This window comes from Bacillus cereus group sp. MYBK139-1 (genome assembly GCF_051916915.1).
GTDB lineage: Bacteria > Bacillota > Bacilli > Bacillales > Bacillaceae_G > Bacillus_A > Bacillus_A pacificus.
Genome location: NZ_JBQAHO010000001.1, coordinates 1,828,275 through 1,854,665 on the forward strand (window position 1 = coordinate 1,828,275; position 26,391 = coordinate 1,854,665).

Genomic DNA, 26,391 nt, shown 5'->3' on the forward strand with positions numbered 1-26,391 from the left:
CGCATCCCCTATTCTATCGTTTTCTTATCATTTGGTAGTAACCATGAAGTAAGTCCAATTAATGGTAGACAACTACATAGTAACATAATGAATTGTAGACTATATATGTCAGCCAATTTCCCAAGAACTACAGAGCCTAAAGCACCGAGTCCAAACGCAAGCCCTACAATTAATCCTGATACCATTCCTACTTTTCCAGGAACAAGCTCTTGCGCATATACAACAATTACACTAAAACTACTTGAACTAATAAAACCGATACATAAAAATAGCGGTACGACCCACACGAGCGAAACGTGAGGTAATAAAAGTGCAAGTGGGGCTGAACCTAGCATTGAAAATACAATAATTGTTTTCTTTCCAAATCGATCCGCTAATGGACCACCGAAGAAAGTTCCTAACACACCAGCAATCATAAATGCGAATACGAAATACTGAGCATTTTTTATCGATAAACCGTAATGCTCAATTAAGTAAAATTGATAAAAATTCCCGATACCAGCACCGTACCAAGAGCGTACAAAAGTAAGAAAAACAAGAAGTAAAATAACAAATTTAATATGTGTACTGACAATCGCATGTTCCGCCTCAAGCGCAGCCCTCTTTTTTCTTCTCACAGCGCCAGTTGCTAATTCATTTCTATACCAATTTGATACGAAAATTAATAATACAATGCCTACCGCTGCAAAGGCTGTAAAACCTAAAGAACCAATTTGACCGAGCGGAACGAAAATTAATGCTGTAAAAATAGGAGCTAGAGAATTCCCTGTATTTCCTCCCACTTGATAAATCGCTTGCGCTAATCCCCGTTTTGCACCGGACGCCATATAAGCTACTCGGGCACCTTCTGGATGAAAGACTGCGGAACCTAATCCGATAAATAAAACAGAAATAATAACAATAATAAAATTCGGTGCAAACGCGAGTCCAATCATCCCAAGCATACTCGAAAACATTCCGAGCGGTAATAAAAATGGTGACGGCTTCTTATCCGAATACATACCAAAAACCGGCTGCATAATCGATGATGTCATATTTAATGCAAACGCAATCCATCCTACTTGCATATAGGATAAATTCATCGTTTTTTCCAAAATAGGAAACAACGCCGGCACAACTGCTTGCATCGAGTCATTTAAAAAATGACCGAAACTAATCGCAAATAGTATTCGATATATCGTCGGTGTTTCCATTGTATTTTTTTTCGAAACTGCCTGCATATATGAATCTCTCCTTCCTGTACAAAATATATATTTATTACAGTAGGTGTAATAAATTCTGACTTTTGAAACATTTCTATTCTATACTGGTTTCATTTCTTTTTCCAGAAATATCACTTCTTACATAATATATTTTTTCTATACGTTTTATCGGATTTATTTATAGAAATTTTCTATATTTTCTTTTATACTAGGACAGAGATGAAGGGAAGGATGACAACTATGAAGAAAAAAACTAAAGGAATCGTTGCACTCTCAATCACATTATCTATGTTTTTAACAGCATGTGGTCAAAAACAAGAGGCAACAACTACTGGAGAAAAGAAAAAAGAATCTTCAAAACAAGTATTAAACATTGTAGAAGCTGGGGAAATTTCTACACTTGATTCATCTATCGCAACCGATGGATTTTCTTACGCTGCTTTAAACAACGTAATGGAAGGATTATATATGCCTGGGCCTGACAATAAACCTGTTCCTGCAGCCGCTGAATCATACAAACTGAGCGAAGACGGAAAAACATATACATTTACATTACACGATTCAAAATGGTCAAATGGCGATCCAGTAACTGCTCATGATTTTGAATATGCATGGAAACGTGCCGTAAATCCAGAAACTGCTTCTGAATACGCACACATTATGTTCGACATTAAAAACGCTGAAAAAATAAATAAAAAAGAATTACCAATTGACTCATTTGGTGTAAAAGCAATTGACGATAAAACATTAGAAGTACAGTTAGAACACCCTGTTCCATACTTTTTAGGTTTAATGGGATTTGCAACATTTTATCCTCAAAACAAAAAGGTTGTAGACGCACAAGGGAAAAATTACGGACTTGAAGCTGCAAATGTAGTTTATAACGGACCTTTCCAATTAAGTGAATGGAAACATGATACAAGTTATAAAATGACAAAAAACCCGAACTACTGGGATAATAAAAATGTGAAATTAAATGAAATTAATGTAAATATCGTAAAAGATACTTCAACAGCTGTTAATTTATTTGAAAGTAAACAAGTAGACCGAATTACGATTAATTCAGAGTTTGTTGATAAATATCAAAAAGATCCGAGCTTAAAGAAAATGGAACGTCCTTCTGTGACGTTTTTCCGATTTAGTCAAAAGAACCCTTTGTTAGCAAACAAAAATGCTCGTAAAGCTATTTCGCTTGCTTTTGATAAACAAGGAATCGCAACAACGATTTTAAACAATGGTTCTATACCTGCGAATGCATTCGTTCCAAAAGGATTCGTAAAAGGACCTGACAATAAAGATTTTCGCAGTACAAGTAATGTAAAAGTAGAAACAAATGTGAAAGAAGCTAAAACACTATGGGAAACTGCGAAAAAAGAAACAAACTTACAAAACGCTTCTCTTTCAATCATAACAACAGATGAGTCTAACGATAAAAAAATTAGTGAGTTTTTAAAAGGTGAACTGGAGAAAAACTTACCCGGATTAAAAATCACATTACAACCACTTCCAGTAAAAGCATTTTTAGATCGTGAAGGAAATGGCGATTTTGAAATCTCACTTTCTACTTGGGGACCAGATTATCCTGATCCTACAACATTTTTAAATATGTTCGTCACAGACGGACCGTTTAATAAGATGAGTTACTCAAACAAACAATACGACGAATTAATTGAGAAAACGAGCTCTACTTTAGTAACTGACTTACCAGCACGTTGGAAAGCGTTCCAAGATGCCGAGAAAATCTTACTTGAAGATGATGCAGCTATCGCTCCAATCTTCCAATCAGGACTTGTATATTTAGAACGTCCAACAGTAAAAGGTGTTGTTGTTCGTCCATTTGCAGGAATTTATTCTTATAAATGGGCCTCTATTACAGAATAAGAAAAAGGCGATCCTAAAACATTTTAGGATCGCCTTCTTTATTAAATTGCAAAACGCTTATATTTTTCGTAATCGCTCGTCTTACATTCCACTTCTAGTTTCGTACCTTCGTTTTCATAACTCGTAGATAGAACGTGCGCATGAGTATTGAAATAAGAAACCACCTGTCCTTGATCATACGGAATTAACATTTCACACTTCGTATACTCTTTATAAATGTGTGAGCGAATCATTTCGACAAGCTCTTTTATTCCAACATGTTTCTTCGCCGATAAATAAACACGGTCTTCTTGTACTTTCGGAATTTCGACATCTACCATATCTGATTTGTTATAAGCATAGATTGTTGGAATATTTTCTACTCCAATTTTCTTTAACGTTTCATTTGTAATATCAATTAACTGTTCATAATTTGGATTTGCATAATCTACAACATGAATAAGTAAGTCTGCTTCCGCTACTTCTTCTAACGTTGAACGGAATGCTTTCACAAGATGATGCGGTAATTTACTTACAAATCCAACTGTATCTGTTAATAAGAATGATTTATTATCTGGTAAATCAATATTTCGCACCGATGTTTCTAACGTCGCGAATAACATATCTTTTTCAAATACTTGTTTTTCTTCTGTCCCATTATAAATTTCAAGCATCGCATTCATCGTCGTTGATTTTCCTGCGTTCGTATAACCTACTAATGCTACAACAGGAATTTCATTTTTCTTACGTTGCTTTCGCTGCGTTTGACGCTGCGCAACAAGAGCTTCTAAATCTTTATTTAAAACTGAGATTTGTTCTTCAATTTTACGACGATCCAACTCTAATTTCTTCTCACCGACACCTTTATTTTTCGTACCAACACCGCCGCTCTGTCTTCCTAACGATTCGCGAAGACCGATTAAACGAGGCATCATATACTGAAGATGGGCCACCTCTACTTGCAACTGCGCTTCTTTCGTTTTCGCACGTTGCGCAAAAATATCTAAAATTAATATGGTACGGTCAATTACTTTACAATCTAAATCCGCTTCCAAATTTCGAATTTGTGAAGGAGATAATTCGTCATTAAAGATGACCATATTCGCATCTACTTCATTTACATAGGCTGCTACTTCTTCAATCTTTCCTTTTCCAATATAGTGAGATGGATTTACACGTTGTAAATTTTGCGTCACTTGGCCAATTACCTCTACATCACAAGCTTCTGCAAGATTCGTTAACTCTTCCATCGAATACGCAAAGTCATCTTCATTACCTAAATTTACCCCAACTAAAACTGCTCTTTGTAATAATTCTTCCATATATTTATTCCTCCATTTCGATTACGTAAAATAAAAAACACAGGTAACTGCCTGTGTTTTCGTAAACGGATAAGGGTTCACCAAAGAAACAGGAGAAAGCTGTACTTTCATCCTATCTCATAGTCAAAAAGCCCCAAGATCATATACGTATCCACAATAAGTGTTCACCTATACGATCCCATTCTATTTATAAAGGCAAAACAAAAAGAGGGCGTATTCGTCCCTCCCTCTTTTTCACATATAAGCTTAATAAAGGGTTCCTTTAAAATAGGCAGACCAATCCCGTTCACTCTGCACACAGACAGAGCCTTTGAGCGCTATTCAATTATTGGCACAAAGTATTGAGACGTAATCTGATTAAGATCAAAGGAAGCCCCTCCGTTCATTTTAAGTTACATAAAGTGTAGCATAAGTAATTCGCTTTCACAAGGTTAAACCACCTATAGAAACTGAAAGAAAATCTTTGTATTTTTACTTTAATCGTCATTTTTTGCGCTTTTTTCTTACAATAAAAATCACAAGAGCTACTATCAGTAACAGACCTACAGAAAGAGTAAGAACTTGCCACCAGCTTAAACCATTCAACATGCCACCTTTTAAATCGACTTTCTTGGTCGGAACAGATTCTTTTGCAATTTGACTTAAAGTTACTTTGTCCGCCCCTGCCTCATCTAATCTCTTCGTTCTACTACAACTATTTGTGTGTAATTGTTTTTCCAATCCTCTTTGAGAAGAATATACTAAGTACTCTCCTCCTTCCACAAAGTGAAATACACAATCACCACCATTTGTATATACAATAATTTGCGAAGAATTTGTCCCTTTCCAAATTTTCTTCACTTCAAATAATACTTCAATTCCAACCCCTTCTTTCCTTCCAACCTCAATTACTTTTCCCTCAAACACTACATCGTTTTTTTGAAAGGCCTCTTCTGCTGATACGTTAATACAATCACAAGCATAAGATTTCTCTGAAAAAATAATAAGAATAAAGCTACAAATAATGACAACAGGCAACATGCGTAAAACTGTTTTCAAGGAGCTCAACTCACTTCATTATCAATTTTAAAAACTTCTCATATATTATTTTTTACAACACTCGCTAAATTCCTTCATAGTAAGCTAAGTCGTTCAATACACCAAAAATCTATATTGACATTTTTATAACCTGATATTAGTATCAGGTTATAAAATAAAGTTAGGAGCTGTTCCTATGAATTCTAAATCTCGTATTACTGCAATTGGTACTCATGTTCCAAATCAAATACTCTCTAATCATGATTTAGAAAAAATGATCGATACGAATGATGAATGGATTGTACAAAGAACAGGAATGAAGGAAAGAAGGATTGCTAGCGAAGACGAATACTCCTCACACTTAGCCATTAAAGCAATTGAAAATTTATGTACAACATATAAGAAAAACTTAGAAGATGTCGACTGTATCATTGTTGCTACTACTACTGCTGATTACGTTTTCCCTAGTGTTGCTTGCCAAATACAACAATACTTCAACATACCTCATACAATAGCATTTGATTTAAATGCCACTTGCGCTGGTTTCACATATGGCTTGCACGTCGGTAATAGCTTGATTACTTCTGGATCACATAAAAAAGTACTTGTCATAGCGACAGAGACATTATCAAAAGTTACTGATTACATCGATAGAACGACCTGCATTTTATTTGGCGATGGTGCTGGCACTATTTTATTAGAAAGAGATAAAAACAAATCGAGCTTTATTGCTGCTCATATGGGCACAAATGGTGACGGTGGAATTCATCTATACAGAACAAACTTATCTACAACTATGAATGGTACACCACTGCAAACAAATGAAAAAATCGTGCAAAATGGAAGAGAAGTATATAAATGGGCAACACGCACGGTGCCAACAGGGATAAAAGAACTATTACATACCGCAAATATGCAAAAGGATGATATAGACTGGTTCATTCCTCATAGTGCTAATTTACGAATGATCGAATCTATTTGTGAAAAATCTCAAATTCCAATACAAAAAACATTAACGAGTGTGGAATTTATGGGGAATACATCTTCCGTCTCTATTCCACTCGCACTAGATTTAGCTAGAAAAGAAGGAAAATTAAGTAACGGAGACACACTTTTACTATACGGATTTGGCGGTGGTCTTACGCATTTAGGGCTTATTGTGAAGTGGGATTTAAGTTAAATGTATGAAAAAGAGGTTCTAGTCAATAACTAGAACCTCTTCTTTAATTTCTTTCTCCTTTTTGAGGCCATGTCACAACAGGAATCAGCATGAAAGCTAATACTCCTCCAGCTAATGACAATGCTGCATAACTCGAATTCGCTACTACCATTCCTGACATCGCTCCACCAGAAGCTCCAGCTAACGCAATAAACACATCTATCTTCCCTTGTGTTTTTGCACGTGTAGAAGGTATAGTTGCATCAACAATTTGAGCAGTACCACTGATTAAACCAAGGTTCCATCCTAATCCAAGTAAAGACAATGCAACGATTAATAGTATTAAAGAATCACTTGGCGCTATCGCCGCTATGACACCTGCTGCTAGTAAAATTACTCCACCAGCTATACTCATCGTAGTTCTTCCAATTTTGTCAATTAGCATTCCCGTAAAAAGAGACGGAAGATACATTGCACCGATATGAAAACCAATTACAAGACCTACTGCACTTAAAGCGTGACCGTGGTGTCCCATGTGAACTGGAGTCATCGTCATAATTGCAACCATCACGATTTGAGTAAGTATCATTACGATAGCTCCAACCGTAATGCCTCTTTTATTTTCTTTCACTTCCTCTGTTACTGCTTGCCCTTTATATGTATGTTCTTGTTTATATGATTCTATCATATTAGCAATAAGTAACGGATCGGGACGAAGCATAACAAATAGTACAAGACCCGCCAGTATAAATGCAGCTGCTGATAATATGAACGGACCAGCAAGTTCAGGAATTCCAATTGAATGAGCAAACCTTCCCATTACACCTACTAAATTCGGACCTGCGACTGCACCAAAAGTTGTCATTACCATAGTAATACTAATGGCAGTTGCTCTTTGCTTCTTATTCGCTAAATCCGTTCCAGCATAACGCGCTTGTAAATTCGTAGCCGTACCTGCACCGTATATGAGTAAAGAAACTAGTAAAAGAATAATACTATTTATTACAGCTGACAATACAACTCCAATAGCCCCTAGTCCCCCTACTATAAAACCTGCTGCAAGCCCTATGCGGCGACCGTGTTTTTGCGATAACTTCCCGACAAAGAAAGCCGCTACCGCCGATCCCATTGTAAACATAGCAGCTGGTAATCCTGCATATGCATCTGTCCCAAGCATTTGTTGTGCAAGAAGTGCACCTACTGTAATCCCAGCAGCCAACCCTGCTCCGCCGAACATTTGTGAAATACTTATGATTAGTAATGTTCGTTTATATAATTTTTGCTGCTCTTCTTCTGTATACATACGATTATTTATTGAAACATTGGCTGTATTAATCATTTCCTCACCCTCTCTATAAAGTGAAACTTTAATCGGTGGGGGTTCTTCATCCCCCACTAATTATTAGTTGAACCAATCGGACTTTTATGGGCAGCCCGACCCCCACCTGACTTCTTTACTTTCGCTGCATTTTGAGGTGGGGGTCTTACTGCCCATTAAAGCGGGATAAAACTAATCCCCCTTGTTAATGTACTATAGAACAACAAAATCCCCAAATTTATAATGCTGAAATGTATTTATACATGTAAAGAACCCCACGGTTTACGTTTCACTCATTACCGAAGGGTTCCCATAATAATTATACTAATTTTTTCACAACTAGCATTCCATCATTTGAGTATAACTCACCTTTAGATTATTTCCCTTACACTCCCCCTACAACTCTTTCTCCTCTCTTTTTACTCAAAGCCTTTCCTTCCCAAAATAACAAACTCACTAAAGCAAAGAGTAAAATAATTGGCACACTCGCTTTATATAAATCTGTAAAACTCATAGCCATCTGATTCTTAGCATAATGATTCACATCGTTCGAAAATGCACGTACTTCTTTCTTTATACTTTCTTCTTGTTTTTCAACTTCATTTGTCACTTGATTCATAACTTCTTCTCTTTTTATATCTCTATATTCTACTGGAACAGCATTTAATACTTCATCTACTTTTTGGTGAATTAATTCGTCTTTTTTCTCTTTATTTAACCCTACAAATTTTTCATTTTGATGCTTTTCTACATTCGTTTCTATACTTTGATTCTCTATTTTTTCTTTTGTTACTTGTAATATCTCAGCTTGCTCGACACTACTCACATGAATATTACGCACCTTTTCTTCTGCATAACGATATACATTCTCTTTATTTACAGTTAAGTTGTGAGTTAAGTTAGATACAAATATTGCGACCGCTAAAACAATACCTACTTGCCGCAACATTGACACAACACTTTGAGAAGCAGTTAATAATTCCCCTTCAAACGAAGAAGCACTTAAAACTGTAATTGGACCTACTACTAAACCATACCCAACACCCAATATCATACATGGAATAATAATTTCTATATTTGTTGAATTAACATCAATCATTTGCAACCAATAATAAGATAAGCCCATAACAAGAAAGCCTGATAAAATAATAGTTACTTTTCCGAGTTTTTTAATTAAAGTTGCTGCAGCTGGTGAGACAAAAAATATCATTGCTGAAATAGGTGTCACTAAAAAAGCTGCTTCAATTTCCGTTCGCCCTTGTATTTTCGTTAAGAATGTTGGAAGTAATACAGTAACTCCAATTAAAAATACATTACTTAATATGACAACGATAGATGCTCCGACAAACATTCGATCTTTAAATAAATTTAAATTCACCATCGGATTATGAATCTTTCGTTCTACTAGAACAAATAGAATAAGAGAAATAGTACTAAGTACATAACAAGACAAAGCTATATTACTTTGCCATCCCCATGTATTTCCTTTTACTAATATGAGAGTAAAAGAGAAAATTGCTAAGCTACTTAATAGTAGTCCTACCCAATCTATTTTTGAGATAATACGTTCTTCATTTTTTATTTTTAACATAGTGCAGCATAAAATGATTCCAAGAATACAAATTGGAACATTTACGAAGAACACCCATCTCCAACCGAAATTTTGTGTAATAACTCCACCTATTACTGGTCCCATCGCAGCTGACAGACCTTGTGTTACGCCTAAAATTGCAAGTGCAACATGCCTCTTAGCTAATGGCATTGCTGATACACCAATTACCATACTAGTTGGAAATAAAATCGCTGCCCCTACACTTTGTATAAAGCGAGAAAAGATAAGAAAATCTCCCGTATTAGCAAAAGCACACAGTACTGACCCGCCACCAAAAATCACCAGACCAAGAATATACATCTTTGCTTTTCCAAAGATATCAGCTATCCGCCCTAGCGGAATAGCAAGTACTGCTATTGTCATTGTATAAACATTTAATACCCAAGACATCTTTTCCAATGAAGTATTTACACTCGTTTGTATCGCTGGTAAAGCTATATTCATAATAGTCGTATCAATCATACAAAGAAATATACCTAAACACATTAAAAAGACAATCTTAATCCCCTTTGATTGCTCCATATTCATCCACCCTTTATTTATTGTGAACTTGTTTTTCATTCTTCTGTTTTATTGTTTTTTTGTTTCTAATTGTTCTAGTTTTCTTTTCAATGTCTCAACTTGAGCACTATACGATGCGATACCTACATCGAGTGAAATTTCCTCAACAAAAGTAATACCTTCTCTCCACTTTTCATATTTCAGACGTAGATCCGCAATGTATGCTTCTTTCCTTTCAATCTCGTCCTTAATCCATCTTTTTATCGCCTGATCATCGCTATAATTACCGAAATACATCCTCATTAAAAAGTCTGAACGTAAAACATCTTTCTCTACATCCGTTTGCATGTATTGATAAAACTCTTCACGCCCCTCATCTGTAATAAAGTACATTTTCTTATTTGGTTTCCCTTCTTGCATAACAACTTCTTTTTTTATTTTCCCCTCTTTTTCCAACTGACGTAACGTTGGATAGATCATTCCAAAACTTCCATCAAAGAAATGAGTAAATACGTCTTCAAACACAATTTTAATATCATAACCAGACAATTCTTTTTCCATTAGTAAGCCTAAAACAACATCTCTTCCCTTCACAATAAGACCCCCACACAGTATATAATCAATAATCATATTAACAATGTTAATATGATTATTGATTATATACCTTATTCTGTTAATTGTAAAATGTTTCTAAATAAAAAATACCCTGTAATTTTGTTGTTCCAAATTACAGGGTATCTCTACTTTATATTTCATATATAAACCTTGTACTATTTTACAACTACATCTTGATTCGTTTCAAAGTCTTCCGTCTTACCTTCTTTCATTTCATAATAATAAGAAGGCAATTCTATACCATGCTCTACAAAATAATCCTCAATTAACGAAATAATCACTTTCAACGTTTTCAAACGTGCGTATAATTTATCGTTGCTCGCGATTATTTGCCATTTTGCATTGGGCTTATTTGTTTTTTCAAACATGTCTTCCATTGCCTCAACATACTCGTCCCATTTTTCACGGTTACGCCAATCTTCATCTGTAATTTTCCATCTTTTTAAAGGATTGTTCTCTCTATCTTTAAACCTCTTTAATTGCTCATCTTTACTAATATGATAGAAGAACTTCCCGATTATATAATGATCATCTGTTAGTAGTTTTTCAAAATCATTAATCTCACCATACGCTCTCATCCACTCTTCCTTTGTAGCAAACCCTTCAACACGCTCAACTAACACGCGGCCGTACCACGAGCGATCGAAAATAGTAATTTGCCCGTACTGAGGTATTTTCCGCCAGAAACGTTGCAAGTAATGGTACCGCTTTTCATGAGGTGCTGGTGCTCCAATTGGATTTACTTGAAACCCACGCGGATCAAGGTGCTCTGTCACTCGTTTAATCGCTCCGCCTTTTCCTGCCGCATCCCAGCCTTCCATAACGAGCATAACTGCGATTTTTTCTTCTTTTACTATTTGCTGCAACGCTAATAAGCGCCTTTGATATTTTTCAAGTTTCTTATTGTACTTAGATTTCGATTCAATTCTTTTCGTTACATCTACTTTAGCAAGAACTCCATTTTCCATAAAACAAATCCCCCTTGTTGTATGACAATGTTATTTTAACATATTATTGGAAATTTTCTACATTAGAAAAAAACTGTGTAGAAAAATTTCTACACAGCTTCCTTCTCTAATTGCACATCTACTTCAATATTCTCATTTTTATTTTTCACAGCTTTTATAAAGAATACAGCAGTTAATATAACGGTAATAACCGCACCTACCATATAAGATATGTTTAACGGAATATTAAAACCAATTTTTGCATTTAAAATGTAAATGACAGTCATGAGCGTCATAAATATCGCCGGAATTAAGGAAACAACATACGGTTTTCCTTTTATAAATAAATACATCGTTCCAATCCATAACGCAATTGCTGCAGTCGATTGGTTAGCCCAAGAGAAATATCTCCATAATAGTGTGAAATCAATTTTCGTTAAACCGTATGCAATAACAAACAATGGAATTGCAATAATTAAGCGGTTTTTCAATTTCGTTTGATTAAAATTGAAATAGTCCGCAATGATAGAACGTGCCGCACGAAATGCAGTATCACCAGATGTAATTGGTAGTACAATTACTCCGATAACAGCAATCGTTCCGCCGACAGCCCCTAACATTGTCTTTGAGATTTCACTTACAACCGCAGCTGGTGTACCAGATTTAATTAACTCATTTAATTCACCATATGAGAAAATACTCATCGCCGCCGCTGCCCAGATCATCGCAATAATTGCTTCTGCAATCATCATGCCGAAAAATACATATCGGCCGTGTTTTTCAGTTTGAAGTGTTCTTGAAATAATTGGTGATTGTGTTGCATGAAACCCGGATAAAGCACCACATGTAATTGTCAGCATTAATAGTGGAAAAATCGGTGCATTATCTGGATGCATATTTTCAAACGTTAATTCTGGGATAGGAGAACCTTTTATTATCATCATTCCCCCTATACCAATAGCACTTATTAGCAATAATGCACCTAATACCGGATAAATCTTCCCAATAATTTTATCAATTGGCAAGATCGTAGACAAAATGTAATATACAAAAATAACAGTTAGGATAATAGTGATTGACACTTTCCCTTGTAATACGATATCAAGTAATGATGCTGGTGTTGTAATAAACACAGTTCCTACTAATACTAAAAGCAACAGTGAAAAAACATTTACAATGTGTCTCATTGCATTTCCTAAAAACTTCCCTGCTAATTCAGGAATATGCGCCCCTTTATTTCGAATAGAAATCATCCCTGTAAGATAATCATGAACAGCACCTGCAAAAATAGCCCCTATTACGATCCAAACAAATGCAACCGGTCCATATAAAGCACCTAATATTGGCCCAAATATAGGTCCAGTACCTGCAATATTTAATAATTGAATCATAGAATTCTTTCGCCTATCCATAGGCACATAATCTACGCCATCTTGGTTCACATAGGCCGGCGTCTTTCTTTTGTAATTGACTCCAAATATCTTTTCAATAAACTTTCCGTATGTAAAATAACCAATTATCAATACGACGATTGATACTAAAAATGTAATCATTCCTATCCCCTCCCCTTTACAGAAAATGCTTTCCTATTCCTATATAAGAAAACGTTTTCAATTTATTCTAGCATATTTAACCAAATTAAATAAATATTTTATATAGAATTTTTAGTATATTCTTTTTATAACAAAAGTATCCCCCTTATAACAATAAGAGTGACTTGATTATTCGTAACTAAATCCATTCCAACGATAAGGCTTAGTACCCCAATACTTATATACACAATTACTGCATTACATGGATTCAAATCTAATAACATCCCAAAAATAAATATATACAAAAATAATAATTGTAGAAAAATACTGCTTCCCATACTTACGAGTTCTTTCAATATATCCTCTCCCTAAACCGTATGGTATATTATCTCAAAAAGAGAAGAAAATAATGAACAAATCCATTAAAGAATGGGAGCTCTGAAAAAATGAAACAAAAAATATTAACTCTCTTTACGCTTATATGCTTAGCACTACCAATACAAGCTAGTGCATACACATTTCAATCACTACCAATTGCATCAAAGTCTAAACAATGGTATATCGAAATTGATAAATCTCATAACGTAAACAAGCAAGCAATCCAGCCAAAACAAGGTGTATTTGATACATATAGTTTACTCGTAAAAAACATCGGTCATGATGTATCAAACGTATCCGTGGAAATACTTGATAACAATCCTACCTCTAAAGCTACCTTTAAACCTACTACACCTAATGAAAATATTTCTAAAAGTCATACAAGCTTTGACTACATGGTATTCCCATTAGACTTTAATAGCCATAATTTTAAAGTTGTGATTACTTGGGAAGAAAAGAACTTTTCTTACAACGGCCATCCAGTAAATGAAAGTAAAAAAATGAAACAAACATTTGTATTTAATGAAGAGTAAGCCCTAATTTGATTAGGGCTTACTCTTCATTTACAAAACCAGATTGAATTGCTTCTGTCACTTCTTTTGTGATGTCCAGTTTTGTTGCATCGGTGCTAATTTTCTTATGCCAAATATGCACGGAAGGCTTTTCATTATAAAGATGCTTTATTAATACGAGTAAGTTATAAGCTAGACTATTTTCTCTATGGGTAGCGATATAGACTGTGAAATTTTTTGCTTCAAAGACCTTTTCCTGCAAAGTATATTGGTTGTCCAATTCCTTTACGACTATATCTTTCAAATCTTCTATAAGCATATAAATCGTTCCCCCTCCCCTTATATCATCAATCAAATCTTCGAATACTCGGCACACATAATGCTACTCCAATTGTTACAAGTACTAAAATAGCTAGTGTTATAATCGTTATCTCGCCACCTATGACAGTAGCTAACCATCCTACAACTACATAACCTAGTGGCAATAAAGCAAATGAACCTAACATATCAAGGCTTGCCACTCTTCCAAATGCTTCTTCTGGCACGAGCTCTTGTAAACTCGTTTCCCAAATGAGTCCAAATATCATCATACCGAACCCCTCAATTGCCATTAATACAATTAAAACGGGTGCCCAAGTAATGAAAGGCATTATTAAAAGCGCACAACCACTTATTAAAACACCACCATAGGCAAGTACCCCCCGCTTATACCACCGTTCTCTCCCGCCAAATATTAGCGCAGCAACTACAGCTCCAACACCAGAGGATGCCATTCCTAATCCATACACATATGCTTCAAAATGATGATGAACATTAAATAACCATGGAATTAATACGACGATAATTCCTGCATAACAAATATTGATGAAAGAAAAGACTAAAATTGTAATCCATAGCCACGGATGACTTTTTAAAACAAAAACACCTTCCATAAACTCTTGTTTATAATCGACTTTTTTCTTTTCAATAGGTTTTACTTTTTTAAACTTTATTTCTCTTAAAAATAATAAACAAAAAAATGATAACAAATACGTTACTGCATCTAGTCCAAACCCTATTCCAGCAGATGCAACTGAAACGATTAATCCTCCAAGAGCTGGTCCAATTAGTCGTATACCTTGATTACTCATTTGCGTTAATGCATTAGCTGCATTGCGAATTTCAGGTACAAATACTTTTGCTCTTACAGCCGCATATGCTGGCTGAAATATGCCTTCCATAAGTCCATATAATGCTACGAGGACATATAGAAGTGGAATTGTTAAAACATCCATAAATATAAGTGTTGCAAGTAATAGCATTAATATGCAGCGAACTATATCTGTAAATAACATTACTTTCACTCGATCCATTCGATCTACGACTAATCCCGCAAACGGTAACGCAAGAATATTAGGGAGCATGTACATTGCCATAGTCATTCCCATTACAACTGTTGAACCAGTTAATGAATACACAACGACTGGCAAAATAACCATCGTTATCGAACTACCTAAAGTCGAAAGCAATTGCCCAATCCATAAAAATTTAAAATGTGGTGACGCTTTAACTGGCAATAGCAATTTACCGATATAGCTTAATTTTTTCTCTGTTGGTATTTCTCCTTGCATACCTCTCTCCTCTTTTCGAAGGATTAAATCCTCCTAATAAAATGTTTTATTTTTAATAATATTCAATCTAATTATATATGAAATTATCAAATTTATGGTAATATTATCAAAAACATAAAGGAGATAATATATGAAAACAATTGAGACAGAAAGACTCATACTACGCTCATTACAATTATATGACGCTCTAGTAATCGAAAAATTAGCTGGCGATTATGATGTTGCTAAAACAACCCTATCTATTCCACACCCATATCCAAAAGGCTCTGCAAAAGATTTCATTACACATATGCTACAAGCAGAGATCGATAAAAAAGTTGTGATTTTTTCTATAATAGATAAGAATAATAAAGAATTAATAGGTGTAATTAATTTAAATTTAAATCATATTCATAAACGTGGGGAACTGGCCTATTGGGTTGGAAAGCCTTATTGGGGAAATGGATTTGGTACCGAAGCATCGAAAGCACTACTACACTATGGATTCAACGAGCTGCATTTAAATAAAATATTCGCTGCAGCTTTTACAAATAATCCTGGTTCATGGCGAATTATGGAGAAAATCGGAATGAAACATGAAGGAACGTTTAAACAGCATGTTGTAAAATCTGGTGAACCTATGGATATTACATACTATGGAATATTACTTGATGAATATAAATAAAAAGGTGTTTTCATAAATGAAAACACCTTTTTATTTATAATTTTAAGTTCTTCTTCAATGTCCAATATTTTTCTTGAGCATTTTCAAATGAAAATTCTACCCAGCCATTTGGATCTTCACGATATACATTTACTTTTGTACCATTTTCTAATTTTCCAACTTCATTTTGTGTCACATTTGGTACACTCTTAATTGGATTGTTAAACGGGAATGGCACTTGATAGTAAGATCCTACCGATTGGACAGTAGCTTTTGCATCTTTTGCATAATCTGTATAAGGAATCGCTTCACTTAATACTTCTACATTTAATGTATTAGGGTTTTTCGGTAGTCGTTTTGCATTTTGGTAATCCGCTTTATTAAAAGGCTTAATGCGTTCCATGATATTAGCGATTTTCCCAGCCCATGCTGTATCTGTTGAATACATAACATTCATTGCTGGTAATGTGTAACCTTTGAAATATCTTGCACCATCTTCTAAGTAGTTCTTTTTTACATAATCAGCGTTATATGAAATACTTAGTCCGTATGACGGTAAATATTTTGCATATGCAAATGGATCACGATCATATGCTCTTAAACCAAATAAATTATGTTTACGATATGCAATTTCTGATTTACCGTAACCAGATTCTAAGATTGCATGTGCAGCTAAGTATAGTGCATTCACACCATACTCATTTTGCGCTTTAATAAAGTCTTGTCCAATTCCAACTAACGGGCTATCTGGATGGAATCTTTGAATATAATTATCAATCTCTTGCGCTGTTACGTTAGATGGTAATGTCACATCTAGATTAATATATGAAGGCTGTTCAGCAGGAACATCCTTTTTAATTTGCATCGCTCTATATAACAATTGTGCATAGCTTTCACGTGTTAATACACCTGATGGATCAAATCCTCCAAGCTCATTCCCTATTGACACACCATTAGATTGCAATGCACTAATTGCTTCTTTTGCCCACCAATATGATGCATCTATATCGTTAAATGTATGTGGTGCTTTTACTTCTAATTTAAATGCTCTTTGCAAAATAACAGACATTTCAGCACGGGTTAATGATTCTTTCGGTCTAAACGTTCCTTTATCATCACCTACAAAAATCCCCATATCTGTTAATGCTAAAATTTCCTTTGGGAACATTGTCGTTCCTGCACTAATATCAGAGTATGGATTTTTGTAATCACTTTTTGCTTCTGGTTTTAATGCGCGATACATTAATGCTGCTACTTGCTCACGAGTTACAACATCTCCGAAGCCGAATTTACCATTATCGTAACCTGCAATAATTCCTTTTGACGTTAAATCAGTAATTGCTTCAAGTGCCCAATGATTTTTTGGAACGTCTGGAAATTCTTTTGTAGATGCAAACGAAGTTGCTGGAGCCATCACTACTTGAAGCGCGACTGTCACTGCTAACACATTAGAAATAACTTTTTTCATAAATTTTTTAACACGTTTTTTATATGCTTGTCCCGTGTTAACTTGCCTCCCTTTATCGTATAATTTTCCCTATTAAACTAACAAACTCTTAAATAGTCAACAGTAAAAGTATACGTGATAAAAATCAACTAATCTACCATTATTTTATTTATAATTAACATAATACGATATATCTTTTTATTTCGATACAAAATTACATAAAATCACATAAAAAGCCCATCTATATAAAGACGATGGGCTTAGCAATCAACATTATTATTTTGTTAAACGGGATTTAGAAACATCAAAGCCTTTCCACTCATAATAATCTAAAATCCCCTCATAAATTGCCTCAGCAGCTATTTGTCTTCCAGATTCTGAAGCTAACTTCTCATAATCCGTACTATTATCTAAAAATGCTAGCTCCGTTAGTACTGCTGGCATTTCATTTTCTCTTAGTACATAAAAATCTTCTGATTTTACACCACGATCTCTTGTATCTAGAGCTTTAACTAATCTCTTTTGTATTTTATTAGCTAACATATAACTATCTTTTTCACGTTCGGTTAATTCTTTCTTTTCAGATCCTTTATAATAAAAAGTTTCTGTTCCATATCCATCATGTTTTTGAGAAGCATTTGCATGGATACTTACAAAAATATCTCCATTATGTTCCTTTGCGAAATCCACACGCTTTTTAAGGTCTTCTCCTTGTTTTTCATCAAGGCGAATATCTGTTTCACGTGTTAACATCACGCGGAATGGAGTTTGTTTCTCTATTAAACTTTGTAATCTTTTAGATGTATCTAATACAATATCACTTTCATGTAATCCTTGCGTTGCCTTCCCAGGGTCTGTTCCTCCATGGCCCGGATCAATAATAATTACCTGTTCTACTAAAGGGTTACCTATTTTAAGAGAATCTGCCTTTTTTATAAATTGAGCTGCCTCTGCTTTAGTTAGAATTTTTTCGGGCTCCCATTTGTCACCGGTTCCAATAGAAATCCCTAATTCAACTAGAATGTTAGCTTTTGCTTTACCCCAACTTTTTTCTAGATCACTAAATTTAGTTGCTGGAGTACCATTTACTTTAGAATCTAATTTGTAAGCTTCTACAATAAGAGAGGCCATTGAAACTCGGTCAATTTTCCCAGTTGGATCGAATACGCCCGCTCCTTTCCCTTTTACAACGCCAGCTTTTTCTACAGCTGCGATGAATGGGGTATACCATTGGTTTTGAGAATCACCGAAAGATGGTTTAGCATTTTTATCGATTGGTAAGTTTAAGATTTTAGCCATCATTGTAGCTGCTTCTGCACGAGTGATTTCTTTTTCTGGCTCAAACATTCCTTTTTCGTTACCTGTAACTGCACCTTTCTCTACTAAATAGTAAATAGAGTCTTTTGCCCAATGTTTAGCTGGGACATCTGGAAAATTTTTCGTTTGCGCGAAACTACTAGATGAATAAGATAATATACTAGCTGCAATTACTCCTGCTGCGATTATTCTATTTTTCATAGAATATATTCCCCTCTCAAGTACGATGTATTTATGTAACAGACTAATTATAGTTCTGAAAATTAGTAATAGTCAATTAAAAAATGTATAATTTTGTATTATTATTGTATTTTTTGTCATACATAACTATAGTTAAAAACTATAAGATTTTATTAAGAGGAGAGATTCATATGAGCAACAATTGGAAAGATATAGAGCACCGTATGTATACAATGTGTATGATTCAGCAGAATAACAAAGTATTGTTAATACAGCGCCCCAATCATCTTGGCTTCCCTGGTTACATCGCTCCCGGCGGAAAAGTAGATTTTCCAGAAAGTATCGTTCAAGCTGCTAAACGAGAAGTAAAAGAAGAAACTGGATTACTTGTTTCAACTTTAACCTTTAAGGGATTAGATGAATATGTAAATCCGAAAGAAAATGTTCGATATATGGTATTTAACTATTGGACAGATTCATTTAAAGGTGAACTCCTTTCGAATCCTCCTGAAGGCAAATTATTATGGGTACCAATCGATACAGCACTAAAACTTCCTATGCAAGATTGGTTTAAAGAAAGATTTCCATTATTTTTTGAAAAAGGTACGTTTGAAATTCAACGTGTTTGGGACAAAGACTTAGATAAACAAGTCGCTATGACAATTACCCATACGTAAAAAAGCTTGGAATCTCTCCAAGCTTTTCTTACTTCTCCTCTATTTTCTTAATCTCATAATCAATTTCTAAAAACTTAACTCCAAATATCCACATTTTATGGTTAGCTTCTAACATTTGATTGGTGCCCTCTTTAATAATAAACGTCTCTGCTAACGGTAACCGTACTGTAAAGAAACGAGTATGTAAATAAATCCCCTCATCTCCCTTACCATTTCTTCTCAGCTTACTAGTAATAATTAAATTATTATTATCATTACGTAATTTTAAAATCCCCGTCATATTCGAATATGGTAGAGGTAATGCGATATTCATATATGTCTCATTCTTATACGTATGTTTTGAGTAAAGAGCTACAAAAATAGATGCTCCTGCTTCATTTTTTCTTAACCAAGCTCTTACATTCTCCCTTCCATCCTTCTCATCCATTACCCCTATGATAGAGCCGTGCATTGTTTCCCACTTGCCGCCCATTCCTAAATGTATTTGTCCTACACGCTTACTCATTTTCTCATAACAAAATGCTAACAGGCGGAACGAACGAGTCCATTTAATATGCGATTGTAACTCATACTCTATTGTATTTTCATAAAACCGAATAATGCTTAAAGGTATCTTCGTCACGTCAAATGCCTCACTATGAAAATCATTCATTTTATCAACTAAACCGTTGTATTCCTTACTATCTATTACATTTCTGTTATGTAAAAACGCTTCACCAACTGTCGCCTTTCCTCTTAATCTGCTCATTGGTTTCCCGTAATATTTATAGTTCGGAACACTCTTTTCAATCATCCAGCCGACAAATGCCGGTAACGCTACTCCAATTCCATTCACAACACCGTGAATCCAAACCATTTGGGCAATTGTAATCGTCATTACATGTTTCAAATTCCCATACGAATATATAAGTGAAAACATAATTGTTACCATGAGCGTACTAGACGATATGATTAGGAGGATTTTTGCACTGATAGCATTAAATTTCGCCAGCCAAACATAAATTCCATACCCATAAATCGCACATAAATATAGGAACACTGCAAAAAATTCAAATACCCTTGAGTACGTAATTCCAATCGCAACTGTCATCGGTGAAATGACTATAGTAAACATAATTACATCATATACTTTACTGCTCTTTTCTCTCTTCCGCCCTATTAAACCAGCTGATAATGGCAATAGAAACGCCGAATAATGAAAGTGTGCAGCTGTGAGTAAAACAATGTCAGAAGTAAACTGCATAATCGAAATCTTTGCTACAGAAGCAAAAAACCAAAAACCACCTAAAAACAAATAAATAAACGCACTATCGATAGCTGTCTCTTCTAACGGTGTCCATCCTCTTTCTAGTAATCTATTTATACCAAATAACGCAACGATCCCCGTATATACAAACCAAATTATCGCAAAGATATATTGATTTGTTACGAAAGCTAACATTGCACAAATCGCTGCTATCGGATATAAAAACGATACGGATTTATAAAATAATAAATACGATCCATTTCGTGCTCTTTTATCAATAATACAAAAAGACATCGGTATACATAACAAAATAGATAATAAAATAATTGCTTCAACTGGGTTTACATTTGACCACTCACATATTAGAAAAATAATATAACAAGCAAGCCCAACTATTATATTTTTCATATCATTTATTTCCTCTCCACAAATGTTCCCCTATATGAAAATAATGAACCAATTAACGGATTTCGTACTTGAACATGAATTCGGAAACATTGTAGTTCTTCATCATAACTTTCAACAATTTTTGCCTCTCCGTATAAAAGCTTTGGTAAAGGGATTTTTCTTCCAAACATATAGACCCATTGTTTCTTTGAAGAAATATGCATTGCCCCTAACTCATCAATATGAAAATTCAATGTAGAGACGAGTAAATGTGGTTCACCAAAATAATCTACAATTTCATTATTCTCTTCATCCAGTTGCATAACCGCATTAAAATATCTTTCCTTATCATGAAAATAAAACGTGCGATTCCACTTTACAATTTCTATCCCATCTTTATCTAGTCCAGCAGTATTATGTATTACAAAAGGCACTTTTTTTCCCCGTTCTGAGAAAAACATACGAAACCTCGATGCAATCTTTAAAATCAATTTAACGAAAAAAGAACCTCCGTAAATTTCATCCATCTTTCCTTCACCTATGAAGCTATTTTCTTCTGTAATCTCATAGCGTTTCTGTAATTTTGGATGAAGTTTTTTATAAGAATCCCCTAATAGTCTTTCATACATATTAGCCATACATTATCCCTTTCTCTTCCTCTTGCAATTTTTTGCACTTGGTAAATCAAAACTATTTATATAACCGACAATCGATACCCCCATTAGTAAAACGTTTAATGTAATTGGATTAAACGGCTCTGTAAAGCTTACGATATTCGTAAATCCTGCCACTATCGTTAAAGCTATTAACATAAAAATATGTAGTATAAATAATTTTTGTTTTGGAACTGGAAATAGCCATATGATACCAAAAGCAATTTCTAACATCCCTATTACTTTAAGAATTGCAATACTATTTCCAGTTGAACCAATAATCGCAGAAAGCATCTTCATCTCTTCTGGATGACTGAAAATTATTTTTGGGAAGATCCCTTGATACATCCATACAAATGCAAATAAAAAACATACGAGCCAATATGTCATTGTTTTTCTAATTAGTAATCTAGGGTGAAGCCCCTTTTCTAACCATAATTTTAAAGCATCAAAACTCCAAGCAGTTGCCCAGCCTAATAACGGCCGAAACATATAGAAATCTATTACATTCCCTATACGACCAAACCTCGTATCATAATTATATTGCGTCTCAAAATGAATGTGTTCTTTACGGGGTGTATACTTCCAATAACCACGTCCTATTTGAATAAGTGATAATTGATTTTCTGTCCAAAATTTTAAAGAAGAAATCCGTTCACCTGTTTCTTTTCTTATTTCACCTATCGATTCCCCTTCCCCAGCTATTTCAAGTCCAAATCCGATTTTTGTTTTATATAAAAATTTCTGTGGTTCTCCTTCTTTTTTCTCTAAATATGAAATTTCAGTAAAGCGGGCATCCCATTCTGTATGTATATGTGGTTCTTGCGTGTATTCCCATAATTTCTCCATTGTTGTGTTCATTTCTGCTGAAACATAAATAGGCTTTTTCCCTTTCATTCTTCCACCTCCAATGAACTATAATTTTAATGTACATGTAATAAATTTATTTTGCTACATTTTTCACAAACTTCCTCATAAAAAGATAGAATTTTTAAAATATATATAAAACACTTGATTCCTCGAAAAATTTAAATTATTATAAAACAAATGTTACCAACAACTTCATAAATCAAACACTCTCGCCTAAAACGTGAGATAGAGGTTGCGATACTTATGAGTATTCTAATGGAGACACAGAGATGTCTATGAAATTAGATGAAAGGAAGTATTGCCGAAATCGATATATTTCTCTGTATGTATCGATTGGGGCTGTTTTCGAATAGAAACAGAACTGTCATATGTACAGACGTGTACGTATGAAGAGCTATCTACAAAAAAGAGATATCATTTTTATGGTATTCCTTTTTTGGCGGTTTTTTTATTAGCTCCGTTTTCTGTTTCCCTTTTCCTGTAACAGCACCATCCTCACTTATTTGAGATGGTGTTTTTTGTTTTTCTCTGGTAACTACAGGAATATTGGGATTTATATATGTCCTAATCTATTCTTAAAAATGGATGAAAGAAGGAATTCGTAATGGAAACGATTGTACAAAAATTTGGTGGCACTTCTGTCGGAAGCGTTGAACGCATTCAACATGTAGCAAATTTAATTATTGAAGAATATGAACGAGGACATAGTATCGTCTCTGTCGTTTCAGCAATGGGGAAAAGTACAGACGAACTTGTAGCACTTGCTAACGCGATTACAGAAAATCCGAGTAAACGCGAAATGGATATGCTTCTATCAACAGGAGAGCAAGTCACTATTTCATTATTAACGATGGCATTACAAGCAAAAGGTTATAACGCGATTTCATTAACAGGATGGCAAGCTGATATTACGACAGAATCTGTACATAATAGTGCACGGATTACTGACATTCATACAGATCGAATTCAATCTTATCTTGCTGAAGGTACGATTGTTATCGTAGCTGGCTTCCAAGGCGTTAGTGAAAACCATGAAATTACAACGCTTGGACGCGGTGGTTCTGATACAACTGCTGTTGCATTAGCTGCTGCACTGAACGCAAAAAAATGTGATATTTACACAGATGTGACCGGCGTATATACGACGGATCCACGAGTTGTAAAAGATGCTTATAAATTAGATGAAATTTCTTATGACGAAATGTTAGAACTTGCAAATCTCGGTGCTGGTGTATTACACCCACGTGCTGTTGAGTTTGCTAAAAATCATAATGTCATTTTAGAAGTTCGCTCAAGTATGGAACAAGAAAACGGAACAATTGTAAAAGGAGAATGTAACATGGAACAACAATCAATCGTTAAAGGTATTGCATTTGAAGATAATATTACACGTATCACATTGAAAGGATTGGAACAAGGCTCGCTTTCAACAGTTTTCGCTACATTAGCAGCGGCACATATTAATGTAGATATCATCATTCAAAGTATTACAAATGAAGGAACTGTTCATCTCTCCTTCTCCATCCATTCTAATGATTTAAAAGAAACATTAGAGGTATTGGAACAAAATCAAGAGGCACTTCACTATGAATCAGTAGAATATGAAAATCATTTAGCAAAAGTATCAATTGTAGGATCTGGTATGGTATCTAATCCAGGTGTTGCTGCGAATATGTTCACTACTTTAAAAGAAGAAGATATTCATATTAAAATGGTAAGTACATCAGAAATTAAAGTGTCTGTCGTTATTGACCGCCTTCATTTAGTAACAGGTGTCGAGGCGCTGCATCAATCATTTATGGCGAAAATTGAGCCTTTAGTGCAGATGAGCTAATTTCTACTAGTAAAACTTAAAACAAATTATATGAATCTACTTCCTTCCTATATAAATAGAAAGCTATTTGCATATAGAGTAATAAGAAATGTATTTATCATTTAAATAATACACTTCATTCTATACAACGATCGGGCCCTTTAAGAGCATACAGCGTAGAAACATTTTTCGAGGAAATCGCGGTATTGTTTGTTAACAAGATACTATATGACATATCTAAAAACAGCTTGTCACATTTTCCTATACTGTGACAAGCTATTTTTTGTTTGAAAGGAATTTGTAACTTTTTAATAGTATAATTAAGAAGATGATTAGATAATACACTTTTACATATAAGGAGATAAAGACAATGTCAAAAAATAAATTACTCAGAATGGACAATGTCAGCATCGTTGTAGAATCCCTTGATCATGCAATCTCTTTCTTCGAGGAGATTGGGTTAAAACTCGAAGGGCGCGCCACTGTCGAAGGCGAATGGGCTGGTCGCGTAACTGGACTCGGTTCGCAGTGCGTAGAGATTGCTATGATGGTAACTCCAGATGGCCATAGCCGCATTGAACTTTCGCGATTTCTTACCCCGCCTGCTATAGCAGATCACCGGGCAGCTCCTGTCAACGCCCTCGGTTATTTGCGCGTCATGTTCACCGTTGAAGACATTGACGAAATGGTATCTAGGCTTACTACTAAGCATGGTGCTCAGCTCGTTGGCGAAGTAGTTCAATACGAGAACTCTTACCGTCTCTGCTACATTCGTGGAACTGAAGGCATTTTAATCGGTTTAGCGGAAGAACTCGGTAATAAATAATTAATGTTTTATTAGAAGCCTTTACTGAAGTAAAAATATTTGAAAGAACTTTACACTTAATAAAACTTAGATTTTGAACCCCGTCCTAGCTTTAGAACGGGGTTATACTTGTTTGAGCTTTTTAACATACTATTAATATCCTAAAATCATTATAAAACAATTTATTTTCTTGTTATACTCTTTCCTAGGAAATATAACTTACTCTTCTCACTTTTTATCATATTATATTCTTTAAAAAAACGATCTAAACTCATTCAAAATAACTTTCTTCACATCCGAATAAAAAACCATCATGAATAGTGCAATTACTAATACAACCACCTGTATTTTTTCATAATCAATGAACGCACTCATAATTAGTAATCCAAATCCAATATAAAAACCAAACTCGTTCTCTTTCTCAAAATCCTCATCTTCTTCATCAATATGTATTTTTTCTTTAATGTTTTGATTCCCTTTTATTAACGCATCGAGCGTAACATTGTACATTTCGCTTAGTAAAATTAAATTATCAATATCAGGACAACTTTTATCATTCTCCCACTTGTACACTGCTTGCCTCGTTATACCAATCTTTTTAGCAACATCTTCCTGCGAAAACCCTTTTGACTCTCGTAATCTTTTAAGTTGTTGTCCTAAGCTCATAACGTCCCCTGGTTTAAAATTCTTATAAAAATCTATAAATTGTTGGCGAACCAAGTCAAATGCCAACTACCGAAAAGGAATCTCACCTTTTTCCTGTCCGTA

The 26,391-nt window shown here is 34.6% G+C and carries 23 protein-coding genes, 1 pseudogene and 1 riboswitch; of the genes and pseudogenes, 7 read left to right on the forward strand and 17 right to left on the reverse strand.

The genetic code is table 11. From position 1 onward, the window contains the following. Positions 1-8: 8 nt before the first annotated feature. A complete protein-coding gene (locus tag ACTFRS_RS09320) occupies positions 9-1,220 on the reverse strand; it encodes an MFS transporter (protein WP_139867783.1) in 1,212 nt (403 codons plus the stop codon). A gap of 222 nt (positions 1,221-1,442) precedes the next feature. Between ACTFRS_RS09320 and ACTFRS_RS09325 the strand changes: the two genes are divergently transcribed. Then, positions 1,443-3,083, forward strand: a complete 1,641-nt coding sequence (locus ACTFRS_RS09325; protein WP_431084862.1) for a peptide ABC transporter substrate-binding protein — start codon at positions 1,443-1,445, stop codon at positions 3,081-3,083. Between the two features lie 41 nt (positions 3,084-3,124). On the opposite strand, the gene hflX is transcribed toward ACTFRS_RS09325, so the two are convergent. Next, positions 3,125-4,384 (reverse strand): GTPase HflX, encoded by a 1,260-nt coding sequence (hflX, locus tag ACTFRS_RS09330; protein WP_000391879.1) that lies wholly within the window; start codon positions 4,382-4,384, stop codon positions 3,125-3,127. Positions 4,385-4,867: 483 nt separating this feature from the next. Then, complete coding sequence (locus ACTFRS_RS09335) at positions 4,868-5,422, reverse strand: cobalamin biosynthesis protein CbiN (protein ID WP_431084861.1); 555 nt, start codon at positions 5,420-5,422, stop codon at positions 4,868-4,870. A gap of 175 nt (positions 5,423-5,597) precedes the next feature. Here ACTFRS_RS09335 and ACTFRS_RS09340 point away from each other — a divergent pair, with 175 nt between their 5' ends. After that, a complete protein-coding gene (locus tag ACTFRS_RS09340; protein ID WP_431084860.1) occupies positions 5,598-6,581 on the forward strand; it encodes a ketoacyl-ACP synthase III in 984 nt (327 codons plus the stop codon). Positions 6,582-6,624: 43 nt separating this feature from the next. On the opposite strand, the gene ACTFRS_RS09345 is transcribed toward ACTFRS_RS09340, so the two are convergent. From ACTFRS_RS09345 to ACTFRS_RS09370, 6 genes and pseudogenes are all read right to left on the reverse strand, one after another. Continuing rightward, positions 6,625-7,899, reverse strand: coding sequence for an MFS transporter (locus tag ACTFRS_RS09345; protein WP_440023722.1), 1,275 nt, complete (start codon positions 7,897-7,899; stop codon positions 6,625-6,627). 364 nt (positions 7,900-8,263) lie between these two features. Then, positions 8,264-10,012 (reverse strand): MFS transporter, encoded by a 1,749-nt coding sequence (locus tag ACTFRS_RS09350; protein WP_139867792.1) that lies wholly within the window; start codon positions 10,010-10,012, stop codon positions 8,264-8,266. A gap of 35 nt (positions 10,013-10,047) precedes the next feature. After that, a pseudogene (locus ACTFRS_RS09355) lies at positions 10,048-10,585 on the reverse strand (PadR family transcriptional regulator). A 176-nt stretch (positions 10,586-10,761) separates the two neighbouring features. After that, positions 10,762-11,574: a polyphosphate kinase 2 family protein gene (locus ACTFRS_RS09360; RefSeq protein WP_139867794.1), complete on the reverse strand. Its 813-nt coding sequence runs from the start codon at positions 11,572-11,574 to the stop codon at positions 10,762-10,764. A gap of 89 nt (positions 11,575-11,663) precedes the next feature. Continuing rightward, positions 11,664-13,106, reverse strand: coding sequence for a carbon starvation CstA family protein (locus ACTFRS_RS09365; RefSeq protein ID WP_139867795.1), 1,443 nt, complete (start codon positions 13,104-13,106; stop codon positions 11,664-11,666). Between the two features lie 125 nt (positions 13,107-13,231). Next, positions 13,232-13,441, reverse strand: a complete 210-nt coding sequence (locus ACTFRS_RS09370; RefSeq protein WP_139867798.1) for a hypothetical protein — start codon at positions 13,439-13,441, stop codon at positions 13,232-13,234. Positions 13,442-13,531: 90 nt separating this feature from the next. On the opposite strand from ACTFRS_RS09370, the gene ACTFRS_RS09375 reads away from it, so the two are divergent. Next, complete coding sequence (locus ACTFRS_RS09375; protein WP_139867800.1) at positions 13,532-13,996, forward strand: hypothetical protein; 465 nt, start codon at positions 13,532-13,534, stop codon at positions 13,994-13,996. A 19-nt stretch (positions 13,997-14,015) separates the two neighbouring features. Here ACTFRS_RS09375 and ACTFRS_RS09380 read toward each other — a convergent pair whose 3' ends face one another. After that, positions 14,016-14,294: a hypothetical protein gene (locus ACTFRS_RS09380; RefSeq protein WP_440023721.1), complete on the reverse strand. Its 279-nt coding sequence runs from the start codon at positions 14,292-14,294 to the stop codon at positions 14,016-14,018. Between the two features lie 28 nt (positions 14,295-14,322). After that, complete coding sequence (locus ACTFRS_RS09385) at positions 14,323-15,585, reverse strand: MFS transporter (protein WP_431084857.1); 1,263 nt, start codon at positions 15,583-15,585, stop codon at positions 14,323-14,325. 130 nt (positions 15,586-15,715) lie between these two features. Here ACTFRS_RS09385 and ACTFRS_RS09390 point away from each other — a divergent pair, with 130 nt between their 5' ends. Next, the gene (locus ACTFRS_RS09390; RefSeq protein ID WP_242294097.1) at positions 15,716-16,249 is read left to right on the forward strand and encodes a GNAT family N-acetyltransferase; all 534 of its coding nucleotides are present in this window, start codon (positions 15,716-15,718) and stop codon (positions 16,247-16,249) included. A 34-nt stretch (positions 16,250-16,283) separates the two neighbouring features. On the opposite strand, the gene ACTFRS_RS09395 is transcribed toward ACTFRS_RS09390, so the two are convergent. Next, on the reverse strand, positions 16,284-17,696 hold the full coding sequence (locus ACTFRS_RS09395) for an S-layer homology domain-containing protein (RefSeq protein ID WP_139867807.1): 1,413 nt from the start codon (positions 17,694-17,696) through the stop codon (positions 16,284-16,286). 255 nt (positions 17,697-17,951) lie between these two features. Further along, positions 17,952-19,193 carry an N-acetylmuramoyl-L-alanine amidase gene (locus ACTFRS_RS09400; RefSeq protein WP_139867809.1) on the reverse strand — a complete coding sequence of 414 codons (1,242 nt, stop codon included), beginning with the start codon at positions 19,191-19,193 and terminating at the stop codon, positions 17,952-17,954. 170 nt (positions 19,194-19,363) lie between these two features. Between ACTFRS_RS09400 and ACTFRS_RS09405 the strand changes: the two genes are divergently transcribed. Continuing rightward, the gene (locus ACTFRS_RS09405; protein WP_440023720.1) at positions 19,364-19,849 is read left to right on the forward strand and encodes an 8-oxo-dGTP diphosphatase; all 486 of its coding nucleotides are present in this window, start codon (positions 19,364-19,366) and stop codon (positions 19,847-19,849) included. A gap of 28 nt (positions 19,850-19,877) precedes the next feature. Here the strand turns inward: ACTFRS_RS09405 and ACTFRS_RS09410 are convergent, their stop codons facing one another. The 3 genes from ACTFRS_RS09410 to ACTFRS_RS09420 are packed head-to-tail and all read right to left on the reverse strand — an operon-like array spanning position 19,878 to position 23,032. Beyond that, positions 19,878-21,503 carry a YndJ family protein gene (locus ACTFRS_RS09410; RefSeq protein ID WP_431084855.1) on the reverse strand — a complete coding sequence of 542 codons (1,626 nt, stop codon included), beginning with the start codon at positions 21,501-21,503 and terminating at the stop codon, positions 19,878-19,880. Between the two features lie 5 nt (positions 21,504-21,508). After that, positions 21,509-22,120: a DUF4166 domain-containing protein gene (locus ACTFRS_RS09415; RefSeq protein ID WP_440023719.1), complete on the reverse strand. Its 612-nt coding sequence runs from the start codon at positions 22,118-22,120 to the stop codon at positions 21,509-21,511. A 3-nt stretch (positions 22,121-22,123) separates the two neighbouring features. Beyond that, on the reverse strand, positions 22,124-23,032 hold the full coding sequence (locus ACTFRS_RS09420; protein ID WP_048551852.1) for a DoxX-like family protein: 909 nt from the start codon (positions 23,030-23,032) through the stop codon (positions 22,124-22,126). 191 nt (positions 23,033-23,223) lie between these two features. Continuing rightward, positions 23,224-23,410: riboswitch (Lysine riboswitch) on the forward strand. A 199-nt stretch (positions 23,411-23,609) separates the two neighbouring features. On the opposite strand from ACTFRS_RS09420, the gene ACTFRS_RS09425 reads away from it, so the two are divergent. Then, positions 23,610-24,839 (forward strand): aspartate kinase, encoded by a 1,230-nt coding sequence (locus ACTFRS_RS09425; protein WP_440023718.1) that lies wholly within the window; start codon positions 23,610-23,612, stop codon positions 24,837-24,839. Between the two features lie 349 nt (positions 24,840-25,188). Beyond that, entirely contained in the window at positions 25,189-25,644 is a 456-nt protein-coding gene (locus ACTFRS_RS09430) for a VOC family protein (protein ID WP_000041939.1), read from the forward strand. A 231-nt stretch (positions 25,645-25,875) separates the two neighbouring features. Here the strand turns inward: ACTFRS_RS09430 and ACTFRS_RS09435 are convergent, their stop codons facing one another. Next, entirely contained in the window at positions 25,876-26,289 is a 414-nt protein-coding gene (locus ACTFRS_RS09435) for a helix-turn-helix domain-containing protein (RefSeq protein ID WP_440023717.1), read from the reverse strand. Between the last annotated feature and the right edge of the window lie 102 nt (positions 26,290-26,391).